General features: G+C 68.9%; 14 protein-coding genes. 9 read left to right on the top strand and 5 right to left on the bottom strand.

Annotation, left to right across the window (positions count from 1 at the left end; all coding sequences use genetic code 11):
* The first annotated feature begins 82 nt into the window (after window positions 1–82).
* Both ASC55_RS01815 and ASC55_RS01810 read left to right on the top strand, forming a co-directional pair.
* The gene (locus ASC55_RS01815; protein ID WP_055867964.1) at window positions 83–976 is read left to right on the top strand and encodes a sulfurtransferase; all 894 of its coding nucleotides are present in this window, start codon (window positions 83–85) and stop codon (window positions 974–976) included.
* Between the two features lie 19 nt (window positions 977–995).
* Window positions 996–1,427 carry a SufE family protein gene (locus ASC55_RS01810; RefSeq protein ID WP_055867962.1) on the top strand — a complete coding sequence of 144 codons (432 nt, stop codon included), beginning with the start codon at window positions 996–998 and terminating at the stop codon, window positions 1,425–1,427.
* Here the strand turns inward: ASC55_RS01810 and ASC55_RS01805 are convergent.
* Complete coding sequence (locus tag ASC55_RS01805; protein WP_055867953.1) at window positions 1,411–2,565, bottom strand: alpha/beta hydrolase family protein; 1,155 nt, start codon at window positions 2,563–2,565, stop codon at window positions 1,411–1,413. The two genes, ASC55_RS01810 and ASC55_RS01805, sit on opposite strands and share 17 nt — an antisense overlap.
* 25 nt (window positions 2,566–2,590) lie before the next feature.
* Between ASC55_RS01805 and ASC55_RS01800 the strand changes: the two genes are divergently transcribed.
* From ASC55_RS01800 to ASC55_RS01785, 4 genes are all read left to right on the top strand, one after another.
* Window positions 2,591–3,172, top strand: a complete 582-nt coding sequence (locus ASC55_RS01800; RefSeq protein WP_055872455.1) for a DUF3000 domain-containing protein — start codon at window positions 2,591–2,593, stop codon at window positions 3,170–3,172.
* Window positions 3,165–4,358, top strand: coding sequence for a ribonuclease D (locus ASC55_RS01795; RefSeq protein WP_055872454.1), 1,194 nt, complete (start codon window positions 3,165–3,167; stop codon window positions 4,356–4,358). The genes ASC55_RS01800 and ASC55_RS01795 overlap by 8 nt, the downstream gene beginning before the upstream one ends.
* Before the next feature lie 72 nt (window positions 4,359–4,430).
* A complete protein-coding gene (locus ASC55_RS01790) occupies window positions 4,431–5,636 on the top strand; it encodes a thiolase family protein (RefSeq protein WP_017830501.1) in 1,206 nt (401 codons plus the stop codon).
* 8 nt (window positions 5,637–5,644) lie between these two features.
* Window positions 5,645–7,789, top strand: coding sequence for a 3-hydroxyacyl-CoA dehydrogenase NAD-binding domain-containing protein (locus ASC55_RS01785; protein WP_055873107.1), 2,145 nt, complete (start codon window positions 5,645–5,647; stop codon window positions 7,787–7,789).
* Between the two features lie 60 nt (window positions 7,790–7,849).
* On the opposite strand, the gene ASC55_RS01780 is transcribed toward ASC55_RS01785, so the two are convergent.
* The 3 genes from ASC55_RS01780 to ASC55_RS01770 are packed head-to-tail and all read right to left on the bottom strand — an operon-like array spanning window position 7,850 to window position 12,013.
* Window positions 7,850–9,472, bottom strand: a complete 1,623-nt coding sequence (locus ASC55_RS01780) for a GMC oxidoreductase (protein WP_055872453.1) — start codon at window positions 9,470–9,472, stop codon at window positions 7,850–7,852.
* On the bottom strand, window positions 9,469–10,389 hold the full coding sequence (locus tag ASC55_RS01775) for a YegS/Rv2252/BmrU family lipid kinase (RefSeq protein ID WP_055872452.1): 921 nt from the start codon (window positions 10,387–10,389) through the stop codon (window positions 9,469–9,471). Before ASC55_RS01775 ends, ASC55_RS01780 begins: the two co-directional genes overlap by 4 nt.
* Window position 10,390: 1 nt before the next feature.
* Window positions 10,391–12,013, bottom strand: coding sequence for an FAD-binding oxidoreductase (locus ASC55_RS01770; protein WP_235563070.1), 1,623 nt, complete (start codon window positions 12,011–12,013; stop codon window positions 10,391–10,393).
* Between the two features lie 20 nt (window positions 12,014–12,033).
* On the opposite strand from ASC55_RS01770, the gene ASC55_RS01765 reads away from it, so the two are divergent.
* The 3 genes from ASC55_RS01765 to ASC55_RS01755 all read left to right on the top strand — a co-directional run bounded on the left by ASC55_RS01765 (window position 12,034) and on the right by ASC55_RS01755 (window position 14,896).
* Entirely contained in the window at window positions 12,034–12,612 is a 579-nt protein-coding gene (locus ASC55_RS01765; RefSeq protein ID WP_055872451.1) for a TetR/AcrR family transcriptional regulator, read from the top strand.
* The gene (locus ASC55_RS01760) at window positions 12,609–14,060 is read left to right on the top strand and encodes a glycerol-3-phosphate dehydrogenase/oxidase (RefSeq protein ID WP_055872450.1); all 1,452 of its coding nucleotides are present in this window, start codon (window positions 12,609–12,611) and stop codon (window positions 14,058–14,060) included. Before ASC55_RS01765 ends, ASC55_RS01760 begins: the two co-directional genes overlap by 4 nt.
* 74 nt (window positions 14,061–14,134) lie before the next feature.
* Window positions 14,135–14,896, top strand: a complete 762-nt coding sequence (locus ASC55_RS01755; RefSeq protein ID WP_055872449.1) for an SPFH domain-containing protein — start codon at window positions 14,135–14,137, stop codon at window positions 14,894–14,896.
* 29 nt (window positions 14,897–14,925) lie between these two features.
* On the opposite strand, the gene dxs is transcribed toward ASC55_RS01755, so the two are convergent.
* A complete protein-coding gene (gene dxs / locus ASC55_RS01750) occupies window positions 14,926–16,866 on the bottom strand; it encodes a 1-deoxy-D-xylulose-5-phosphate synthase (protein ID WP_055872448.1) in 1,941 nt (646 codons plus the stop codon).
* Between the last annotated feature and the right edge of the window lie 135 nt (window positions 16,867–17,001).

Here is a 17,001-nt window from a genome sequence, read left to right as displayed (position 1 = left end):
CGGGGATCTATCGTCGAAGGGACGGATCAACACTACGCCGTCTGCCACCGCCCCCTCGTCCGCTCAACGCTTCGGAGATCCCATGGCCATCGAGTTCGATTCCTCATCCCCCAAGTTCGCCGAGTATGCCGAACCGGGCCGCCTCGTGACCACGCAGTGGCTCGCGGAACGGCTGGGAGCGCCGGGTCTGGTGGTCGTCGAGTCCGATGAAGACGTCCTGCTCTACGAGACCGGCCACATCCCGGGAGCGGTGAAGGTCGACTGGCACACCGAGCTCAACGACCCCGTGGTGCGCGACTACGTCGACGGCGAGGGCTTCGCCGAGCTGCTGAGCCGCAAGGGCATCGATCGCTCGGACACGGTCGTCATCTACGGCGACAAGAACAACTGGTGGGCCGCCTACGCCCTCTGGGTCTTCTCCCTCTTCGGTCACGAGGACGTGCGTCTGCTCGACGGCGGACGCGACCGCTGGATCGCGGAGGGGCGCGAGCTCACGCGTGAGGCGACCAGCCGTCCGGCCACGGAGTATCCGGTCGTCGAGCGCGACGACTCCCTCATCCGCGCGTACAAGGATGACGTTCTCGCCCATATCGGCAGCCCTCTGATCGACGTCCGCTCTCCCGAGGAGTACACCGGTGAGCGCACCACGGCGCCCGCGTACCCCGACGAGGGCGCGCTGCGTGCCGGCCACATCCCCACCGCGCAGAGCGTGCCGTGGGCCAAGGCGGTCGCCGAGGACGGCGGCTTCCGCAGCCGTGCCGAGCTCGACGCGATCTACCGCGACGGGGCCGGGCTGAAGGACGGGGACGATGTCGTCGCCTACTGCCGCATCGGGGAGCGCTCGAGCCACACCTGGTTCGTGCTCACCCACCTTCTGGGCTTCGAGAACGTGCGCAACTACGACGGGTCCTGGACCGAGTGGGGCAGCGCGGTGCGTGTGCCGATCGTCACCGGCTCAGAGCCCGGCACGCTCTGAACATGTGACAATGACAGGGATGACCACAAGCGACGTTCCTGACGCCCTCGCCGAGATCCGCGACGGTTTCCTGGAGACCCCCGAGTCCGATCGTCTTCTCCTGCTGCTCGAGTTCTCCGACGAGCTCCCTGACGTGTCCGACGAGGTCGCGGCCCACCCGGAGATGTATGAGCGCGTCGCTGAGTGCCAGTCGCCGGTGTACATCCACGTCGAGGTGAACGACGACATCGTGACCATGCACGCCACGGCGCCGCCCGAGGCTCCGACCACCCGCGGTTTCGCGAGCATCCTGGTACAGGGCCTCACCGGCCTGACCGCCGACGAGGTGCTCGCGATCCCGAACGACTATCCGCAGTCGATCGGGCTCACCAAGGCGGTGTCGCCTCTGCGCATCGGAGGCATGACCGGGATGCTGATGCGGGCGAAGAACCAGGTCACGCAGAAGCGCTGAAGCCCTGGGCCTCGAGCCAGTCGGTGATCGCGGTGGTCCAGCCCGTCTGGTCGTAGTTCCAGAGCTTGGTGTGGCGCGCGACCGTGAATCTGGGCATCGTCACGAGATCCGGACGCGCCTCCTGCAACGCGTGCGATGAGTCGGCAGGGACGAAGCCGTCGTCGTCGCTGTGCAGGATCAGGATGGGCGCTGTCAGCTCGTCGGCGCGGGCGACCATGTCCAGGCGATCGAACGCGATCGGCTCGTCGGCTCCGCTGAGGCGCGCGGTGAGCGGCATCTGGAGCGCGCCCATGGCGAGTTCGGGCAGCGGTGCCCGAACTCCGGCCATCTTCGCCTGGAATCGCAGCACGGTGCGCCAGTCGACGACGGGAGATTCGAGGATGATCCCGGCGATGCGATCGCGGTGCTCCGACGTCACCGCAGCCTGCAGCGAGACCGCTCCCCCCATCGACCACCCCATCAGGATGACCTGTTCGGCGCCGTGTCGGAGTGCGTAGGCGATCGCGGCGTCCACGTCACGCCATTCCGAGGCTCCAAGGGCGTAGGCACCCGCCCTGGTGCGGGGGGCCTCGCCGTCGTTGCGGTAGGAGACGACGAGGTTGGGCAGGCCCGCGGCGGAGAGCACCGGAACGGCCCGCAGGCACTCGGCGCGCGTCGCCCCGCGTCCGTGGACCTGGATCACCCAGGTCGAGGACGACGCCGGGAAGTACCAGGCAGGGCACGGACCGGCCGGAGTGCCGATCAGTAGGTTCTCCCAGCGCAGGTGGAGCTCGCTCGGGGATGAGTAGTAGTAGCCGCTGAAGGCCGCGGCACGATCGACGCGGGCGCCGGGCTCGATCTGCGTGAGGAGCTTGCGGCGCACGGTGGAGCCGTCTGCGCTGAGCACGGCACCGAGCTTCACATAGCCGTAGGTTCCGGTCGTGAACAGGCCGTACCTTCCGGGGAGCTCGGTGTCGAGGGTGCGCTGCAACTCGATGGTCTGCGCACCGGTGTCGACGGCGAGGATCTCGGTGTCGGTGGCACGACGCATGGGAGTGACGACCCGACGGGCGACGGCGAACACGACGAGAGCGAGCGCCGCCCCGAAAGCGAACAGGGCAGGGACAAGGAGCGTAACGGCGTGCCTGAGACTCTTCATCGCTTCCTGACTCTAGCCTGTTGCCGTGACCGCACACCCCGAGGCCGGGACGCCTTTCGAGAGCGCCGTGGCCGAACTGCGCGAGACCGAGTTCCGTGATGACATCGCGGTGCGCGAGATCGCCACCCCGCAGGGCCTCGCGCCCTTCGCCATCGCCCTCGCCGCCGACGTGCGCCCGGAGGGTGACGGCGAGTCGGTGTACGGCACCGGTCGGTTCGTCCTGCTGCACGATCCGGAAGAGCCCGGCGCGTGGGGAGGCTCGTGGCGTATCGTGCTGTTCGCCCAGGCGCCGTTGGAGACGGAGATCGGCACCGACCCGCTTCTCGCCGACGTGACCTGGTCGTGGCTGGTCGACGCGCTCGACTCCCGCGACGCGATCTATCACTCGGAGTCGGGCACCTCGACCAAGACGCTCTCGAAGGGATTCGGTGGGCTCGCCATCGAAGGAGACGGCGCCCAGATAGAATTGCGGGCGTCCTGGACTCCGGAGGGCCCGTTCCGACCGCACGTCGAAGCATGGGCCGAACTGGTCGGAATGCTGGCGGGGCTTCCGCCCGGCTCCGAGGGCATCGCCGTGATCGGCGCGCGAAAGGCTGTACGTGACTGAATACTCCGTGATCTCGGATGTCGAGGAGTTCCGCGCAGCCTGCGCCGTGCTCGCCGCAGGAACCGGCCCCGTGGCCGTGGACGTGGAGCGGGCATCCGGTTTCCGGTACTCGCAGCGCGCCTATCTGGTGCAGGTGTTCCGCCGCGACGCAGGAGTCTTCCTGTTCGACCCGCCGGCCATCGGCGACTTCGCACCTCTGCAGGATGCGATCGGAGACGTGGAATGGGTGCTGCACGCCGCGAGCCAGGATCTGCCTTCACTCCGGGAGCTGCACCTCGAGCCGCCGGTGATCTTCGACACCGAGCTGGCATCGCGCCTCCTGGGGCATGAACGCGTCGGACTCGGTGCCGTCGTCGAGGACACCCTGGGCATCACGCTCAAGAAGGAGCACTCCGCGGCCGACTGGTCGACGCGGCCGCTGCCAGACTCCTGGCTCGAGTACGCCGCCCTCGATGTTCTGCACCTGATCGACGTGCGTGACGTGCTGGTGCTCGAGCTCGAGGAGCAGGGGAAGACGGAGTTCGCCGCGCAGGAGTTCGCCGCCACGCTCTCTCGCGCCCCCAAACCACCGCGCGAGGACCCCTGGCGCCGGCTCAGCGGCCTGCACCAGGTGCGCGGAGCCCGTAACCTCGCCGTCGCCCGCTCCCTCTGGCAGGCTCGCGAGGCGTTCGCGCAGGATCAGGACGTCTCCCCCGGACGTCTCGTCCCCGACCGTTCCCTCGTGGCGGCGGTCATGGCGAATCCCACGTCGAAACAGGCACTGGCAGGCATCAAGGAGTTCCAGGGGCGCGCGAGTCGCACGCAGCTCGATCGGTGGTGGCAGGCGATCGTCGATGGCCGGGCGTCGGAGGAGCTCCCTCGCGAACGCGTCCCGAGCGACACTCTTCCTCCGCCGCGCGCCTGGGCTGATCGGAACCCCGAGGCGGATGCGCGTCTGAAGGCCGCCCGCCCCGTCGTCGAGGCCTTGGCCGAGGAGCTGGGGATGCCGACGGAGAACCTCCTCACTCCGGAGTACCTCCGTCGCGTGGCCTGGGATCTGCCCGGCGAGACCGCGGAGGAGATCGGCGCTGCTCTGGCCGCCCTGGGCGCGCGACCCTGGCAGATTGCACAGACCGCACAGAAGATCGCCACCGCCTTTGTAGAGGCGGCGCAAACGCCCGACACGACCCCCGCACCCGCTTCGTAGGTTCGACCCAACCGATTCCTCCCCGTTTCGCGGGCTTCATAGACTGAGGCCACGCACTAACTTGGAGGCAGAGTGGCCGAGATCTCGGACGTCTTCTTCGTCGATGGAGTACGCACCCCCTTCGGGCGCGCCGGCGAAAAAGGCATGTACTGGAACACCCGCGCAGATGACCTGGCCGTCAAGGCGACCATCGGCCTGCTGGAGCGGAACGCGGCGGTCCCCACCGACCGCATCGATGACGTCGCGATCGCCGCGACGTCGCAGACGGGAGATCAGGGCCTCACGCTCGGCCGCTCCGTGGCGATCCTGGCCGGGCTGCCCCAGACGGTCCCCGGCCTCGCCGTCGAGCGCATGTGCGCCGGCGCGATGACGAGCGTCACGACGATGGGCGCCTCGATCGGCGTCGGCATGTACGACTTCGCCCTCGCCGGCGGCGTCGAGCACATGGGCCATCACCCCATCGGGGCGAACGCCGACCCGAACCCCCGCTTCGTGGCCGAGAAGATGGTCGACCCCGGCGCGCTCAACATGGGCGTCACGGCGGAGCGCATCTTCGATCGCTTCCCGCACCTGACCAAGGAGCGCTCGGACCGCTTCGGCATGCTGAGCCAGCACAAGGTGCAGGCCGCGTACGACGCCGGCAAGATCCAGCCCGACCTCGTTCCCGTGGCCACCAAGGGGCCCGACGGCGCCTGGGGTCTCGCCACCGAAGACGAGGGCCGTCGCCCGCAGACCACCATGGAGGACCTCGCGGCCCTCAAGACGCCGTTCCGCCCGCACGGCCGCGTCACCGCCGGTACCTCTTCGCCTCTCACCGACGGCGCGACGATGTCGCTGCTCGCCGGCGGCGGTGCGGTCAAGGAGTTCGGACTCGCGCCGAAGATGCGGATGGTCTCGTTCGCGTTCGCCGGAGTGCAGCCGGAGATCATGGGCATCGGACCGATCCCGTCGACCGAGAAGGCCCTGAAGAAGGCCGGCCTCACGATCGCCGACATCGGCCTGTTCGAGCTCAACGAGGCGTTCGCCATCCAGGTGATCTCGCTGCTCGACCACTTCGGCATCGCCGACGACGATCCCCGAGTGAACCAGTGGGGCGGCGCCATCGCGTTGGGCCACCCGCTCGCGGCATCCGGCGTGCGTCTCATGATCCAGCTCGCGGCACAGTTCGCCGAGCGCCCCGACGTCCGTTACGGCCTGACCGCCATGTGCGTCGGCCTCGGCCAGGGCGGATCGGTCATCTGGGAGAACCCGCACTACGACGGCAAGAAGAAGAAGTGAGCGCCACCGTGACGAACTACGACGAGATCGACTTCTCCCCCATCCAGGCGCTCACCGAGGGCGAGGTCATCACCCAGTCCCCGGTGCGCGACATCCGTCTCCCCTCGGGCAAGGTGCTGGCCCTGATCACGCTCGACAACGGTCGTGACCACACCCGTCCGAACACGCTGGGCCCTGCGACGCTCACGCAGCTGGGTGAGACGCTCGACGGTCTCAAGGCGCGAGCCGCCGCCGGCGAGATCCAGGCCGTCGGCATCACGGGAAAGCAGTACATCCTCGCCGCGGGTGCCGACCTGTCCGACATCAGCAAGGTCGGCTCGCGCGACAACGCACGCCTCATCGCGCAGCTCGGCCACAAGGTGCTCGGCAAGCTGGGCGATCTCGGCGTGCCGTCGTTCGCCTTCGTGAACGGCCTCGCCCTGGGCGGCGGCCTGGAGATCGCACTGAACTCCAGCTACCGCACGGTCGACGCGTCTGCGGCAGCGGTCGCACTCCCCGAGGTCTTCCTCGGCATCATCCCCGGTTGGGGCGGCGCCTATCTGCTGCCGAACCTGATCGGCATCGAGAACGCCCTCGAGGTCGTCATCTCGAACCCGCTCAAGCAGAACCGGATGCTGAAGCCCCAGCAGGCGTTCGATCTCGGCATCTTCGACGCGATCTTCCCCGCCGCGAACTATCTGGAGAACTCGCTCTCCTGGGCGGACGCCGTACTCGGCGGCAAGAAGGTCGAGCGCAAGAACGAACCAGGGAAGATCGAGCGGCTCACCAAGTGGCCGATCGCGATCAAGATGGCGCGCGGCATGCTCGAATCGAAGATCGGAACGGTACCGAAGTCTCCGTATGCGGCGCTCGACCTGCTCGACAAGGCGAAGAGCGGCACCAAGGCCGAGGGCTTCGCCCGCGAGGACGAGGCGCTCGCCGACCTCGTCACCGGCGACCAGTTCGCCGCGTCGATGTATGCCTTCGACCTCGTGCAGAAGCGCGCGAAGCGGCCTGTCGGTGCTCCTGACAAGGAGCTCGCGAAGAAGGTCACCAAGGTGGGCATCATCGGTGCCGGACTCATGGCCAGCCAGTTCGCGCTGCTGTTCGTGCGCAAGCTCCAGGTGCCCGTGCTCATCACGGACCTCGACCAGGCACGCGTCGACAAGGGCGTCGCCTACATCCACGAGGAGATCGGCAAGCTCGAGGCCAAGGGGCGTCTGGACGCCGACTCTGCGAACAAGCTGCGCGCGCTCGTGACCGGCACCACCGACAAGAGCCTCTACGCGGACTGCGACTTCGTGATCGAGGCCGTGTTCGAAGAGGTCGGCGTCAAGCAGCAGGTGTTCGGAGAGATCGAGAAGATCATCGCCGAGGACGCGATCCTCGCGACCAACACCTCGTCGCTGTCGGTCGAAGAGATCGGTGCGAAGCTCGCTCACCCCGAGCGCCTGGTCGGTTTCCACTTCTTCAACCCGGTCGCGGTGATGCCGCTGATCGAGATCGTGAAGACGCCGGACACCGCCGATGCGGCGCTGTCGACGGCCTTCGTCGTCGCGAAGAACCTCGGAAAGAACGCGGTTCTCACCGCCGACGCCCCGGGCTTCGTCGTGAACCGGCTGCTCGCGAAGGTCATGGGAGAGGCTGCACGTGCCGTCTACGAGGGCACGCCGATCGCCGACGTAGAGAAGGCCTTCGGCCCGCTCGGCCTGCCGATGGGACCCTTCCAGCTGATCGACCTGGTCGGTTGGAAGGTCGCAGCCCATGTGCAGGACACGATGGTGCAGGCCTCCCCCGAGCGGTTCTACGCGAACGAGAACTTCCATGCCCTCGCCGAGCTCGACGCGGTCGTGGAGAAGGACAAGGGCGGACGCGTCGTCGGCTGGAGCAAGCAGGCCGAGAAGGTCCTGAAGCCCGCTGTCGGGAAGACTCCGGCGACGGCTGCGACGATCCTCCAGCGTGTGCAGGACGGTCTCGCGCAGGAGATCAAGCTGATGCTCGACGAGGGCGTGGTCCCCGAGGTCGAGGACATCGACCTGTGCCTGATCCTCGGCGCCGGCTGGCCCTTCATCGACGGCGGCGCTTCGCCGTACCTCGACCGCGAGGGTGCTTCCGAGCGGGCGTTCGGCGGTTCGTTCCACACTCCGCAGATCCGCGGCATCGAGAGCCGCTGATCACCGCCGAAGGGGTCGCATCGAAAGATGCGGCCCCTTCGTCGTCTCCTGCGCGGTCGTCTACTGCGAGGGCCGCTGATCCGTCTCGTCGGTCTTCGGCCAGTACGACAGCGCCCGTTCGGCCAGAGCGGTGATCGTGAGAGACGGGTTGACGCCGGGGTTCGCGGGCACGGCCGAGCCGTCGACGACGTGCAGCCCCGGGTGTCCCCAGACGCGGTGATAGGGATCGATCACTCCGTCTTCAGGCGACGCCGAGATCACCGCACCGCCGAGGAAGTGCGCGGTCAGCGGGATCCCGAAGACCTCGGGCCACGAGCCGCGGGCTTCCGCGGACACTCCGCCTTCCTGCTCGACGCGCCTCGCGATCGCCGCAGCGGCCGTGTGCGCCTGCGGGAGATGACTCGGGTTCGGTTCACCGTGTCCCTGTGCACTGGTCATCACGAGGCGGCCGAAGCGGCGTCGCAGGGACAGGGTGAGCGAGTTGTCGGCGGTCTGCATCACGAGCGCGATGATTCCCCGTTCGCTCCACCGGCGGAGGTTCCCGAGACGGAACTGCCGCACCGGCGATCGGAGCACTTGTCTGATGAGGCTGCCCAGTCGTGCGCCCAGACCACGGTCGCCCGGCACGAGGACGGTCGCGAGCGCACCCATCAGGTTCGAGCCGGGACCGTAGCGCACGTTCTCCACATGAGTGCGGTCGTCGACGTGGAAGGAGGTGGTGATCGCGATTCCCCGCGCCAGCTCCAGAGACTCCGGAACCGCGGTCGCCACCGCGCCGTCGAGGGCCTCGGAGTTGGTTCGGGTGAGCCGCCCCAGGGCATCGGAGACCCGTGGCAGCGCACCAGAGGCCTTCATCCGGTGCAGCAGCTGCTGAGTGCCCCAGGTGCCGCCGGCGAGCACGACCTGCTCTGCCGTCACCGTGCGACGTCCGTGCCGGAACCAGGCACCGCTGCGCTGCGTGGTCACCGCGAATCCGCCGCCGGGGAGTTCACGCACCTCGCTCACCGTGCGCAGCGCCTCGATCGAGACACCTCGACGTTCCGCGAGGGCGAGGTAGTTCTTCATGAGGGTGTTCTTCGCACCCACACGGCAGCCCACCATGCAGTTGCCGCAGAGCGTGCAGCCGGTGCGGTCCGGTCCTTCACCGCCGAAGAAGGGATCGGTCGTGCGCTCCCCCGGCTTCCCGAACCAGACGCCGACGGGGGCGCGACGAAACGTCGACCCGACGCCCAGGTCGTCGGCCGCACCGGCCATGATCCGTTCGACAGGCCCCGTGTGCGGATAGTGCTCCACCACGCCGAGCATCCGCTTCGCGGTGGCGTAATGCGGCGACAGCTCCGACTCCCACTCGGCGATGCCTCGCCACTGCGGATCCTGGAAGAACGCGGGACCCGGCTGATAGAGCGTGTTCGCGTAGTTGAGCGAGCCTCCGCCGACCCCCGCGCCCGCCAGGATCATCACGTGCGGAAGCCGATGGATGCGCTGCACGCCGTAGCACCCGAGCATCGGCGCCCAGAGGTAGCGGCGAAGATTCCAGCTCGTCTTCGCGAAGTCGTCATCCTCGAAGCGACGGCCGGCCTCGTAGACGCGGACCCGGTAGCCCTTCTCCGCCAGTCGCAGCGCGGCCACGGACCCGCCGAACCCGGAGCCGACGATCACGACGTCTTCATCGAACCTCGTCATCGCACACCCTCCGACCGCATCGTCGCCTCCGGCACCATCATCGTCAGCGCCGCAGGGAGCACCGCGACGGTGCACACATTCTCGCCGATACGCTCGCCATCGGCGTACACCACCAGGCCAGGGGCCGAGACCGTCACGGTCCGCGCTCGGCGGTGAGAGACCTCCGGTCGACGCAGGTGCGATCCTCGCAGCAGCAGCGGGAAGAGACGCAGCAGCCGCAGTCGGCCCAGAGGTGCGACATGAACGATGTCGAGCAGTCCGTCGTCGGGAACCGCCCCGGCGCAGATCGGCATCCCCCCGCCGTAGCTCGATGTGCTGCCGGCGGCGATCAGCGTACCCGGAGCCCTCCGCGCGGGTTCGCCGTCGATGGCGAGCGAGAAGTCCATCGCACGCAGACGCACGAGTTCGATGAGTAGCGCCAGATAGTAGCGCGGTGCCCCGTGCGGCCAGCGGAGCCGGTTGGTGCGGTCACTGACCTTCGCGTCGAACCCGAACGCCGCGATCGTGAGGAACTTCCGCGTCCCGGCCGCCGTGCTGACCTCACCGACATCGACCGGTCGCGGCACACCGGTGAGTGCCAGCTCCGCTGCGGCCGCGGCGTCACCTCGGGGCAGGCCGAGGGCACGCGCGAGGTCGTTCCCCGTTCCGGCCGGCACCAGGACGACCGGGGCGGCGGCTGCACACACCGTGTCGAGAATGCCCGACAGCGTGCCGTCTCCGCCGACGACCACGAGCGCTCGTGGATCGTCGGCCAGGGCTGCGACCGCGAGCCGGGCCGTGTCGGCCGCGGAGCCGCCCGCATAAGCGCGCACCTCGGCCCCGCGACTCCTGAGGTGCAGGACAGCGGCTTCGGCTGCCCTTCCGCCCCGCCCCTTGCCGGAGGACGGGTTCGCGAGCACCGCGATGTGCTCGGCCACGTCAGCGCGACCGCTCGATCGGGATCACGGCGCCGGGGTTGAGCACGCCGGCAGGATCGAGTTCACGCTTGATGGCGGCGAGGATCCGGATGCCGGTCTCGCCGATCTCCTCACGGAGCCAGGGCGCATGATCCCTGCCGACCGCGTGGTGGTGGCTGATGGTTCCGCCCGACGCGATGATCGCATCATTGACGCGCGACTTCACGGGCTCCCACACCCCGAGCGGATCGGAGCGGATACCGGCGAGGACGGTGAAGTAGAGCGACGCCCCCGTCGGGTAGATGTGGGACACGTGGCACATGACGTACGACTTCGCCCCGGCATCCGCGAAGCCGTCCTTGAGAGCCGCTTCGACGGCCGATCGCAGCCTCTGCAGGTTCGACCACGTGGTCGCGGTCTCCAGTGTCTCGCAGAAGACTCCGGCGTCGAGCAGTGAATCCCTCAGGTAAGGACCGTCGAAGCGGCCCTTCAGCCAGTCCTCCGCCGCCCCCTCCCCTGCCGAGATGCCGCCGGCGGCAGCCAGCTGAGCGCTGGTACGAGCCCGTCGTTCGGCGATGCCATCGCCCTCGTACACGGTCACCACGCTCGCGCCCTTCGAAAGAGCCTTACCGATCTTGCCGACCTGCGCGAGGCTCACCGCCGTCTCCGCTTCGTCGGACAGTCGGATGACGGTGGGTCCGTTGCCCTGCTGTGCGACGCGTCGAAGCCCCTCGGCGCCGCTGGCGAAATCGGGGAAGGACCAGGACTCGAAGACACGCTCGCGGGGGATCGGATGCACCCGCACCCGCACCTCGGTGATGACGCCGAAGATGCCCTCCGACCCGAGGAACACCCTGATCAGGTCGGGACCCGCCGCCGAGCCGGGCGACCGTCCGAGCTCGATGTCGCCGGTCGGCGTCGCCACGCGGATTCCCGTCACCATCGAGTCGAAGCGCCCGTTGCCCGCCGAGTTCTGTCCCGACGACCGCGCTGCGGCGAAGCCGCCGATCGTCGCGTAGCGGAAGCTCTGCGGGTAGTGGCCGAGTTCGAATCCGTGCGCGGACAGCAGTGCCTCCGCCTCGGGCCCCGTGGTGCCGGCGGCGAGCACGGCCTCGCCGCTGATCTCATCCAGCCGGACCACACCGCTGAGACGTCGCAGGTCGAGGCTCACCACCGCGTGATGCGCGCCCCGCTGCGGGTCGAGTGCACCGACGACGCTCGTGCCGCCGCCGAAGGGGATGACTGCGATTCCACGCGCGACGGCGACGTCGAGACACGCGCGCACCTCGTCGTGGTCGGCGGGACTCACGACGGCGTCCGGCGCGTCCTGCCGGGTCTCGCGACGACGCAGGAGGTCGGGCGTCGAACGCCCTCCGGCATGGCGGATACGCGCCTCAGCGGTGCCGTCGACGTGGGCGGGGCCGACAGCGGCGGAGAGGGCCGCATGGTCTTCGTCGGACAACCGTGAAGGCGCCAGCTGCACCTCGGCAAGCGTGGCTGCCGGCTCGGGCCTGCGCACACGCCCCAGCAGCATCGGGAGCAGCGCGCGCACCGGCAGGGGCAGGTCCTTCGCCTTGGCCGGGTCACCCCAGCCGTTCCACCTCATCGACGGGTCCGCATCGACCCTGCCATTGTCTGGGTTCATGCGTTACAGTGTGACACATCATGGAAGAACGTCAACCTCTGTGGGACGCGACGCAGACGAGGATCCTCGATGCCGCCGACGCGCTGATCGAGCGCCGTGGCGTGCACGGGGTCACCATCGCCGAGCTCGCCCGCCGCGCCGACCTCAGCCGTCCGACGATCTACCGCAACTGGAGCGATGCCGATGACGTCGTCCGCGCCGCGCTGCTGCGCCGCGTGGACGGCATCCTGAGCACCTTCTCGGCGGACGCGCGCACGAGGACCGCTCTCGTGGACGACGTGCTGCGCTTCACGACGCTGTTTCGGAGCGACCCTCTCTACGGGCGGCTGCTCGCCGACGAACCCGAGGCCTTCACGCGGTACACCCTGCAGCGCGTGGGCTCGAGCCAACGCATGATCCTGCGCTGGCTCGCCAGGGCCATCAGTTCCGCACAGGGTGACGGATCGGTCAGGCCCGGCGAGCCGCAGGAGATCGCGGTCATGCTGCTTCTCATCGCGCAGTCCGCTGTCCTCTCGCACGGCACGGTGGCCGACCTCATCTCCGAAGCCGGGTGGGAACGCGAACTGCGCGCCGCACTCGACGGGCTGCTGAGACCGTGAACGGGGCATCATCCGCGCTCAACGTCGCGCGACGGAGGATCGATCTCGCACTCGCGGCCGATGAGCGCGCCGACGTTCTCGTCGTGGGAGGCGGTATCACCGGTGCGGGAGTCGCGCTCGATGCCGCATCTCGCGGCCTCCGCGTGACGCTGATCGAAGCGGATGACCTCGCTTTCGGAACCAGCCGGTTCAGCTCGAAGCTGGTGCACGGCGGCCTGCGCTACCTCGCAACGGGCGACATCGCGACCGCGAGAGAGAGCGCACACGAGCGTCATCTCCTCATGACGACGATCGCCCCGCATCTGATCCGCCCGCTCGGGCAGCTGCTGCCGTTCTCACACGGCGTCACACTCCGCCAGCGTACGGCAGGCGCGGTCGGGATGGCGCTGGGTGATCTGCTGCGGATGCGCGCGCACACGCCTCGCAGCGTGCTGCCGGCCCCGGTGCTCGTGTCGGCGCGCACCGCTGCTCGGCTGGCGCCCGCTCTCGATCCGCACGGTCTGCGCGGGGGCGTGCTGTCCTACGACGGCCAGCTCGTCGACGACGCACGACTCGTGGCGACAGTGGCGCGGACCGCAGCGGGCCTGGGCGCCCGCATACTCACCCGGGTCCGTGCGGTGGCGCTGCGTGCGGACGGTGCCACCGTCGAGGAGACGACGACGGGTGAGCGATTCGACATCAGCGCACGTGCCGTCATCAACGCGACCGGGGTGTGGGCGGGCACGCTCGACCAGGCGATCGGGGTGCGACCGAGCCGAGGCACCCATATCGTGCTCGATGCCGCCGACCTCGGTACTCCTTCGACGGCCCTCACGATCCCCCACGAGGGCTCGATCAGCCGCTATGTGTTCGCGCTGCCGCAGGCATACGGTCGCGTGATCGTGGGGCTCACCGACGAGGACTCTCCCGGTGCCGTGCCACGCGTGGCGCAGCCGACGGAGCCGGAGATCGACTTCCTCCTGCGGAGCCTCAACCGGGTGATCGCCGCACCGATCGGTCGCGATCAGGTGCGAGGGGCCTTCGCGGGCTTGCGGCCGCTGGTCGACAGCGGTACGGACTCGAGCGCCGACGTCTCGCGCAGGCACCTGGTGGCGATGTCAGAGGCCGGGTTCGTCACTGTTCTCGGGGGAAAGCTGACGACGTATCGGCGGATGGCCGAGGATGCGGTCGATCTCGCAGCTCGGACACGGGGCCTGCAGGCGACATCGAGTCGGACGGCATCGTTGCGACTCGTCGATCGCGTGATCCCCTCCTCACCGGAGCTGCTGGACGAGACGACGGGGTTGACCGCAGCCGAGGTCGAGTACGCCGTCCGTGTCGAGGGGGCGATGACCGTCGACGACGTGCTCGACCGCCGCACACGCGTCGGTCTCGTCGACGCGGATCGCGAACGCTGCCGAGGGGCGGTGGAGACGATCGTCGCTCGCACCGTCGCCGACCTCGTCTGAGCCCGTCCCAGGGCGGATCGGGACCGGGGCGTATCCACCGAGAAGCATCGCGGAGAACGCGCGGGGAACAGCGCATGAACTCCCCCGAACCGGGCGTCTCCCCGGTACTCCCGCGCGCTGCGACCCTGCACAGTGGTGTCATGGACATGCTCTTCACGATGCTGGGCGGCAAGGGGATGTCGGGGCTGCTGAAGACCGGCACGGCGATCCTCACCACGCTCCTGGTCCTGCCCGCCCTCCTCAAGCTCTTCATCGTCACGGTCGATGAGGGCTGGGCAGCGATCCGGACCCGCAACGGCAAGCCGATCATCCGGAACCGTCCACAGCGACGCCCGTCCGCTCGCGCAGGCGCGGTCGGCGAGGTCGTGGTCCTGCACCCGGGGTCCCACGGCGCCTTCCCGCTGTTCTACTGGTACAAGCTCATCGATGTCCGCTGCCGCGCGACGGATCTACCCGCGCGCGAGATGACCGGATCCAGCGGCCATCAGCATCGGGTCCACGCCTCGTTCGAGTGGCGCCCCATACCGACGGGAAGCGACCTGCGGGTCTTCGAGCTCGATGTGGTCAACGTCAAGGAACGCGCATCGAACATCGTCGGCGCGGCACTGAGGGATGCGATCCGTGGGCTCGAGGGGGCCGAGCTCCCGCACAACGACGAGATCAACACCCGCGTCATCGCCGCCAGCGCCGAGGAGGTGCGCCGTGCTTGCGGCGTCGAGCTCGTGCGCGTCATGGTCACCGGCGACGCGCTCACCGACGGCTATCTGCTCTCGACGGCGCTCCGTGACGTCGACCGAGGCGCACAGGCCGTCGCGGCACTGCACGCGCTGAACTGACGGCGGCGGCGCCGACATCCGATCGGGCGTCAGTGCCGCTCGTGCAGCGGGATGTCGATGGTTCCGCTCTCCCCCGCGTGACGCGCCTTCGGAATGCGCGTCCCGAGCACCTGCGAGACGATGTCCTGCGCGATCTTCGGTGCCGTGAGACCGGCGTCGGAGAGGATCTGATCACGCGAGGCATGGTCGATGAACTCGTCCGGCAGCCCCAGCTCGTCCACCGCGGTGTCGATCCCGGCCTCCCGGAGAACCTGGCGCACACGAGTGCCGACGCCACCGACGCGGATGCCGTCCTCGAGCGTGATCACGAGGCGATGATGCTCCGCGAGCTCGACGATCGAGGGCTGCACGGGGATGGCCCAGCGCGGATCGATGACCGTCGCACCGATCCCCTGCGCACGGAGCCGCTCGGCGACGTCGAGAGCGAGTTCGGCGAACGGGCCGATGGCGACGATGAGAACGTCTTCGGACTCGCCGCGGGCGAGCACGTCGACACCGTCGCTCAGTCGTTCGATCGCCGGCAGATCGGCGGCGACCTCCCCCTTCGGGAACCGGATGACGGTGGGGGCGTCCTCGACATCGACGGCCTCGCCGAGGGCTTCCGTCAGACGCGCACCGTCGCGAGGCGCGGCGATACGGATGTGCGGGACGATCTGCAGCATCGCGAGATCCCACATGCCGTGATGGCTGGGACCGTCGGGACCTGTGACGCCGGCGCGATCGAGGACGAAGGTCACCCCGGCGCGGTGCAGGGCGACATCCATCAGCACCTGATCGAAGGCGCGCCCCATGAAGGTGGCGTAGAGGGCCACGACGGGGTGCAGGCCCCCGTACGCCAGGCCAGCGGCGGACGCGACGGCGTGCTGCTCGGCGATGCCCACGTCGTAGACCCGATCGGGGAAGCGCTCGGCGAACGGCGCCAGCCCGGTCGGGCGCAGCATCGCAGCCGTCATCGCGATCACGTCGCTGCGCTGCTCGCCGATGGACACGAGCGCGTCGGAGAACACATCCGTCCAGCCTCGCCCGCCGGAGGAGAGCGTCTCGCCGGTCGTCGGATCGATCTTGCCGACGGCGTGGAACTGATCGGCCTCGTCATCCCGAGCCGGCTGGTAGCCCCGCCCCTTCTCGGTGATCGTGTGGACGATGACAGGGGCCCCGTAGGACTTCGCCAGCTCCAGCGTCTCCAGGAGCGCAGGCAGGTCGTGTCCGTCCACCGGGCCGAGATACTTGATGTCGAGGTTCGAGTAGAGGGCCTCGTTGTTCGTGAAACGTGAGAGGAAGCCGTGCGTGCCCCCACGGACGCCGCGGAAGACCGCACGCCCTACGGGACCGAACGCCCGGAACAGGCGGTCGGAGCGCTGGTGGAGGTCCTTGTAGGCCGCTGCCGTGCGCACGCGGTTGAGGTACCGCGACATGCCGCCGATCGTCGGTGCATACGAGCGCCCGTTGTCGTTGACGACGATGACCAGGTTGCGGTCGTTGTCGTCGGAGATGTTGTTCAACGCCTCCCAGGTCATGCCGCCGGTGAGTGCGCCGTCGCCGACGACCGCGACCACGTGCCGGTCCGCGCGTCCGGTCGCCGTCAGCGCCCGCGAGATGCCGTCGGCCCAGCTGAGCGAGCTGGAGGCGTGCGAGGACTCCACGACGTCGTGGGGGCTCTCCCCCCGCTGCGGATAGCCGGCGAGGCCGCCTCGGAGACGCAGCGCGGAGAAGTCCTGGCGCCCGGTGAGGAGCTTGTGCACGTAGGACTGATGTCCGGTGTCGAAGATGAAGGGATCGTCCGGGGAGGAGAACACGCGGTGCAGAGCGATCGTCAGCTCGACGACACCGAGGTTGGGCCCCAGATGGCCACCCGTACGGGACACGTTCTCGACCAGGAACTCGCGGATCTCCGCGGCGAGCTCCGCCAGCTGCTCTGTCGAGAGCGCATCCAGATCACGGGGTCCTGAGATGCTCGGAAGAATGGGCATCTGCACCTCCTCACAGGCTCCGTCACAAGCGCCCGACGAGGGTGCGGACGTCTCTAGATCCTACCCCGAGACTCCGGGAAAACCCGGAGGGCGCCGCCCCCTTGACAGGAAGGGATGACGCGATGAGGGGGCTCG

This window comes from Microbacterium sp. Root322 (assembly GCF_001425645.1).
GTDB classification, from domain to species: domain Bacteria; phylum Actinomycetota; class Actinomycetes; order Actinomycetales; family Microbacteriaceae; genus Microbacterium; species Microbacterium maritypicum.
This window is presented reverse-complemented; position numbering and strand designations above follow the sequence as displayed.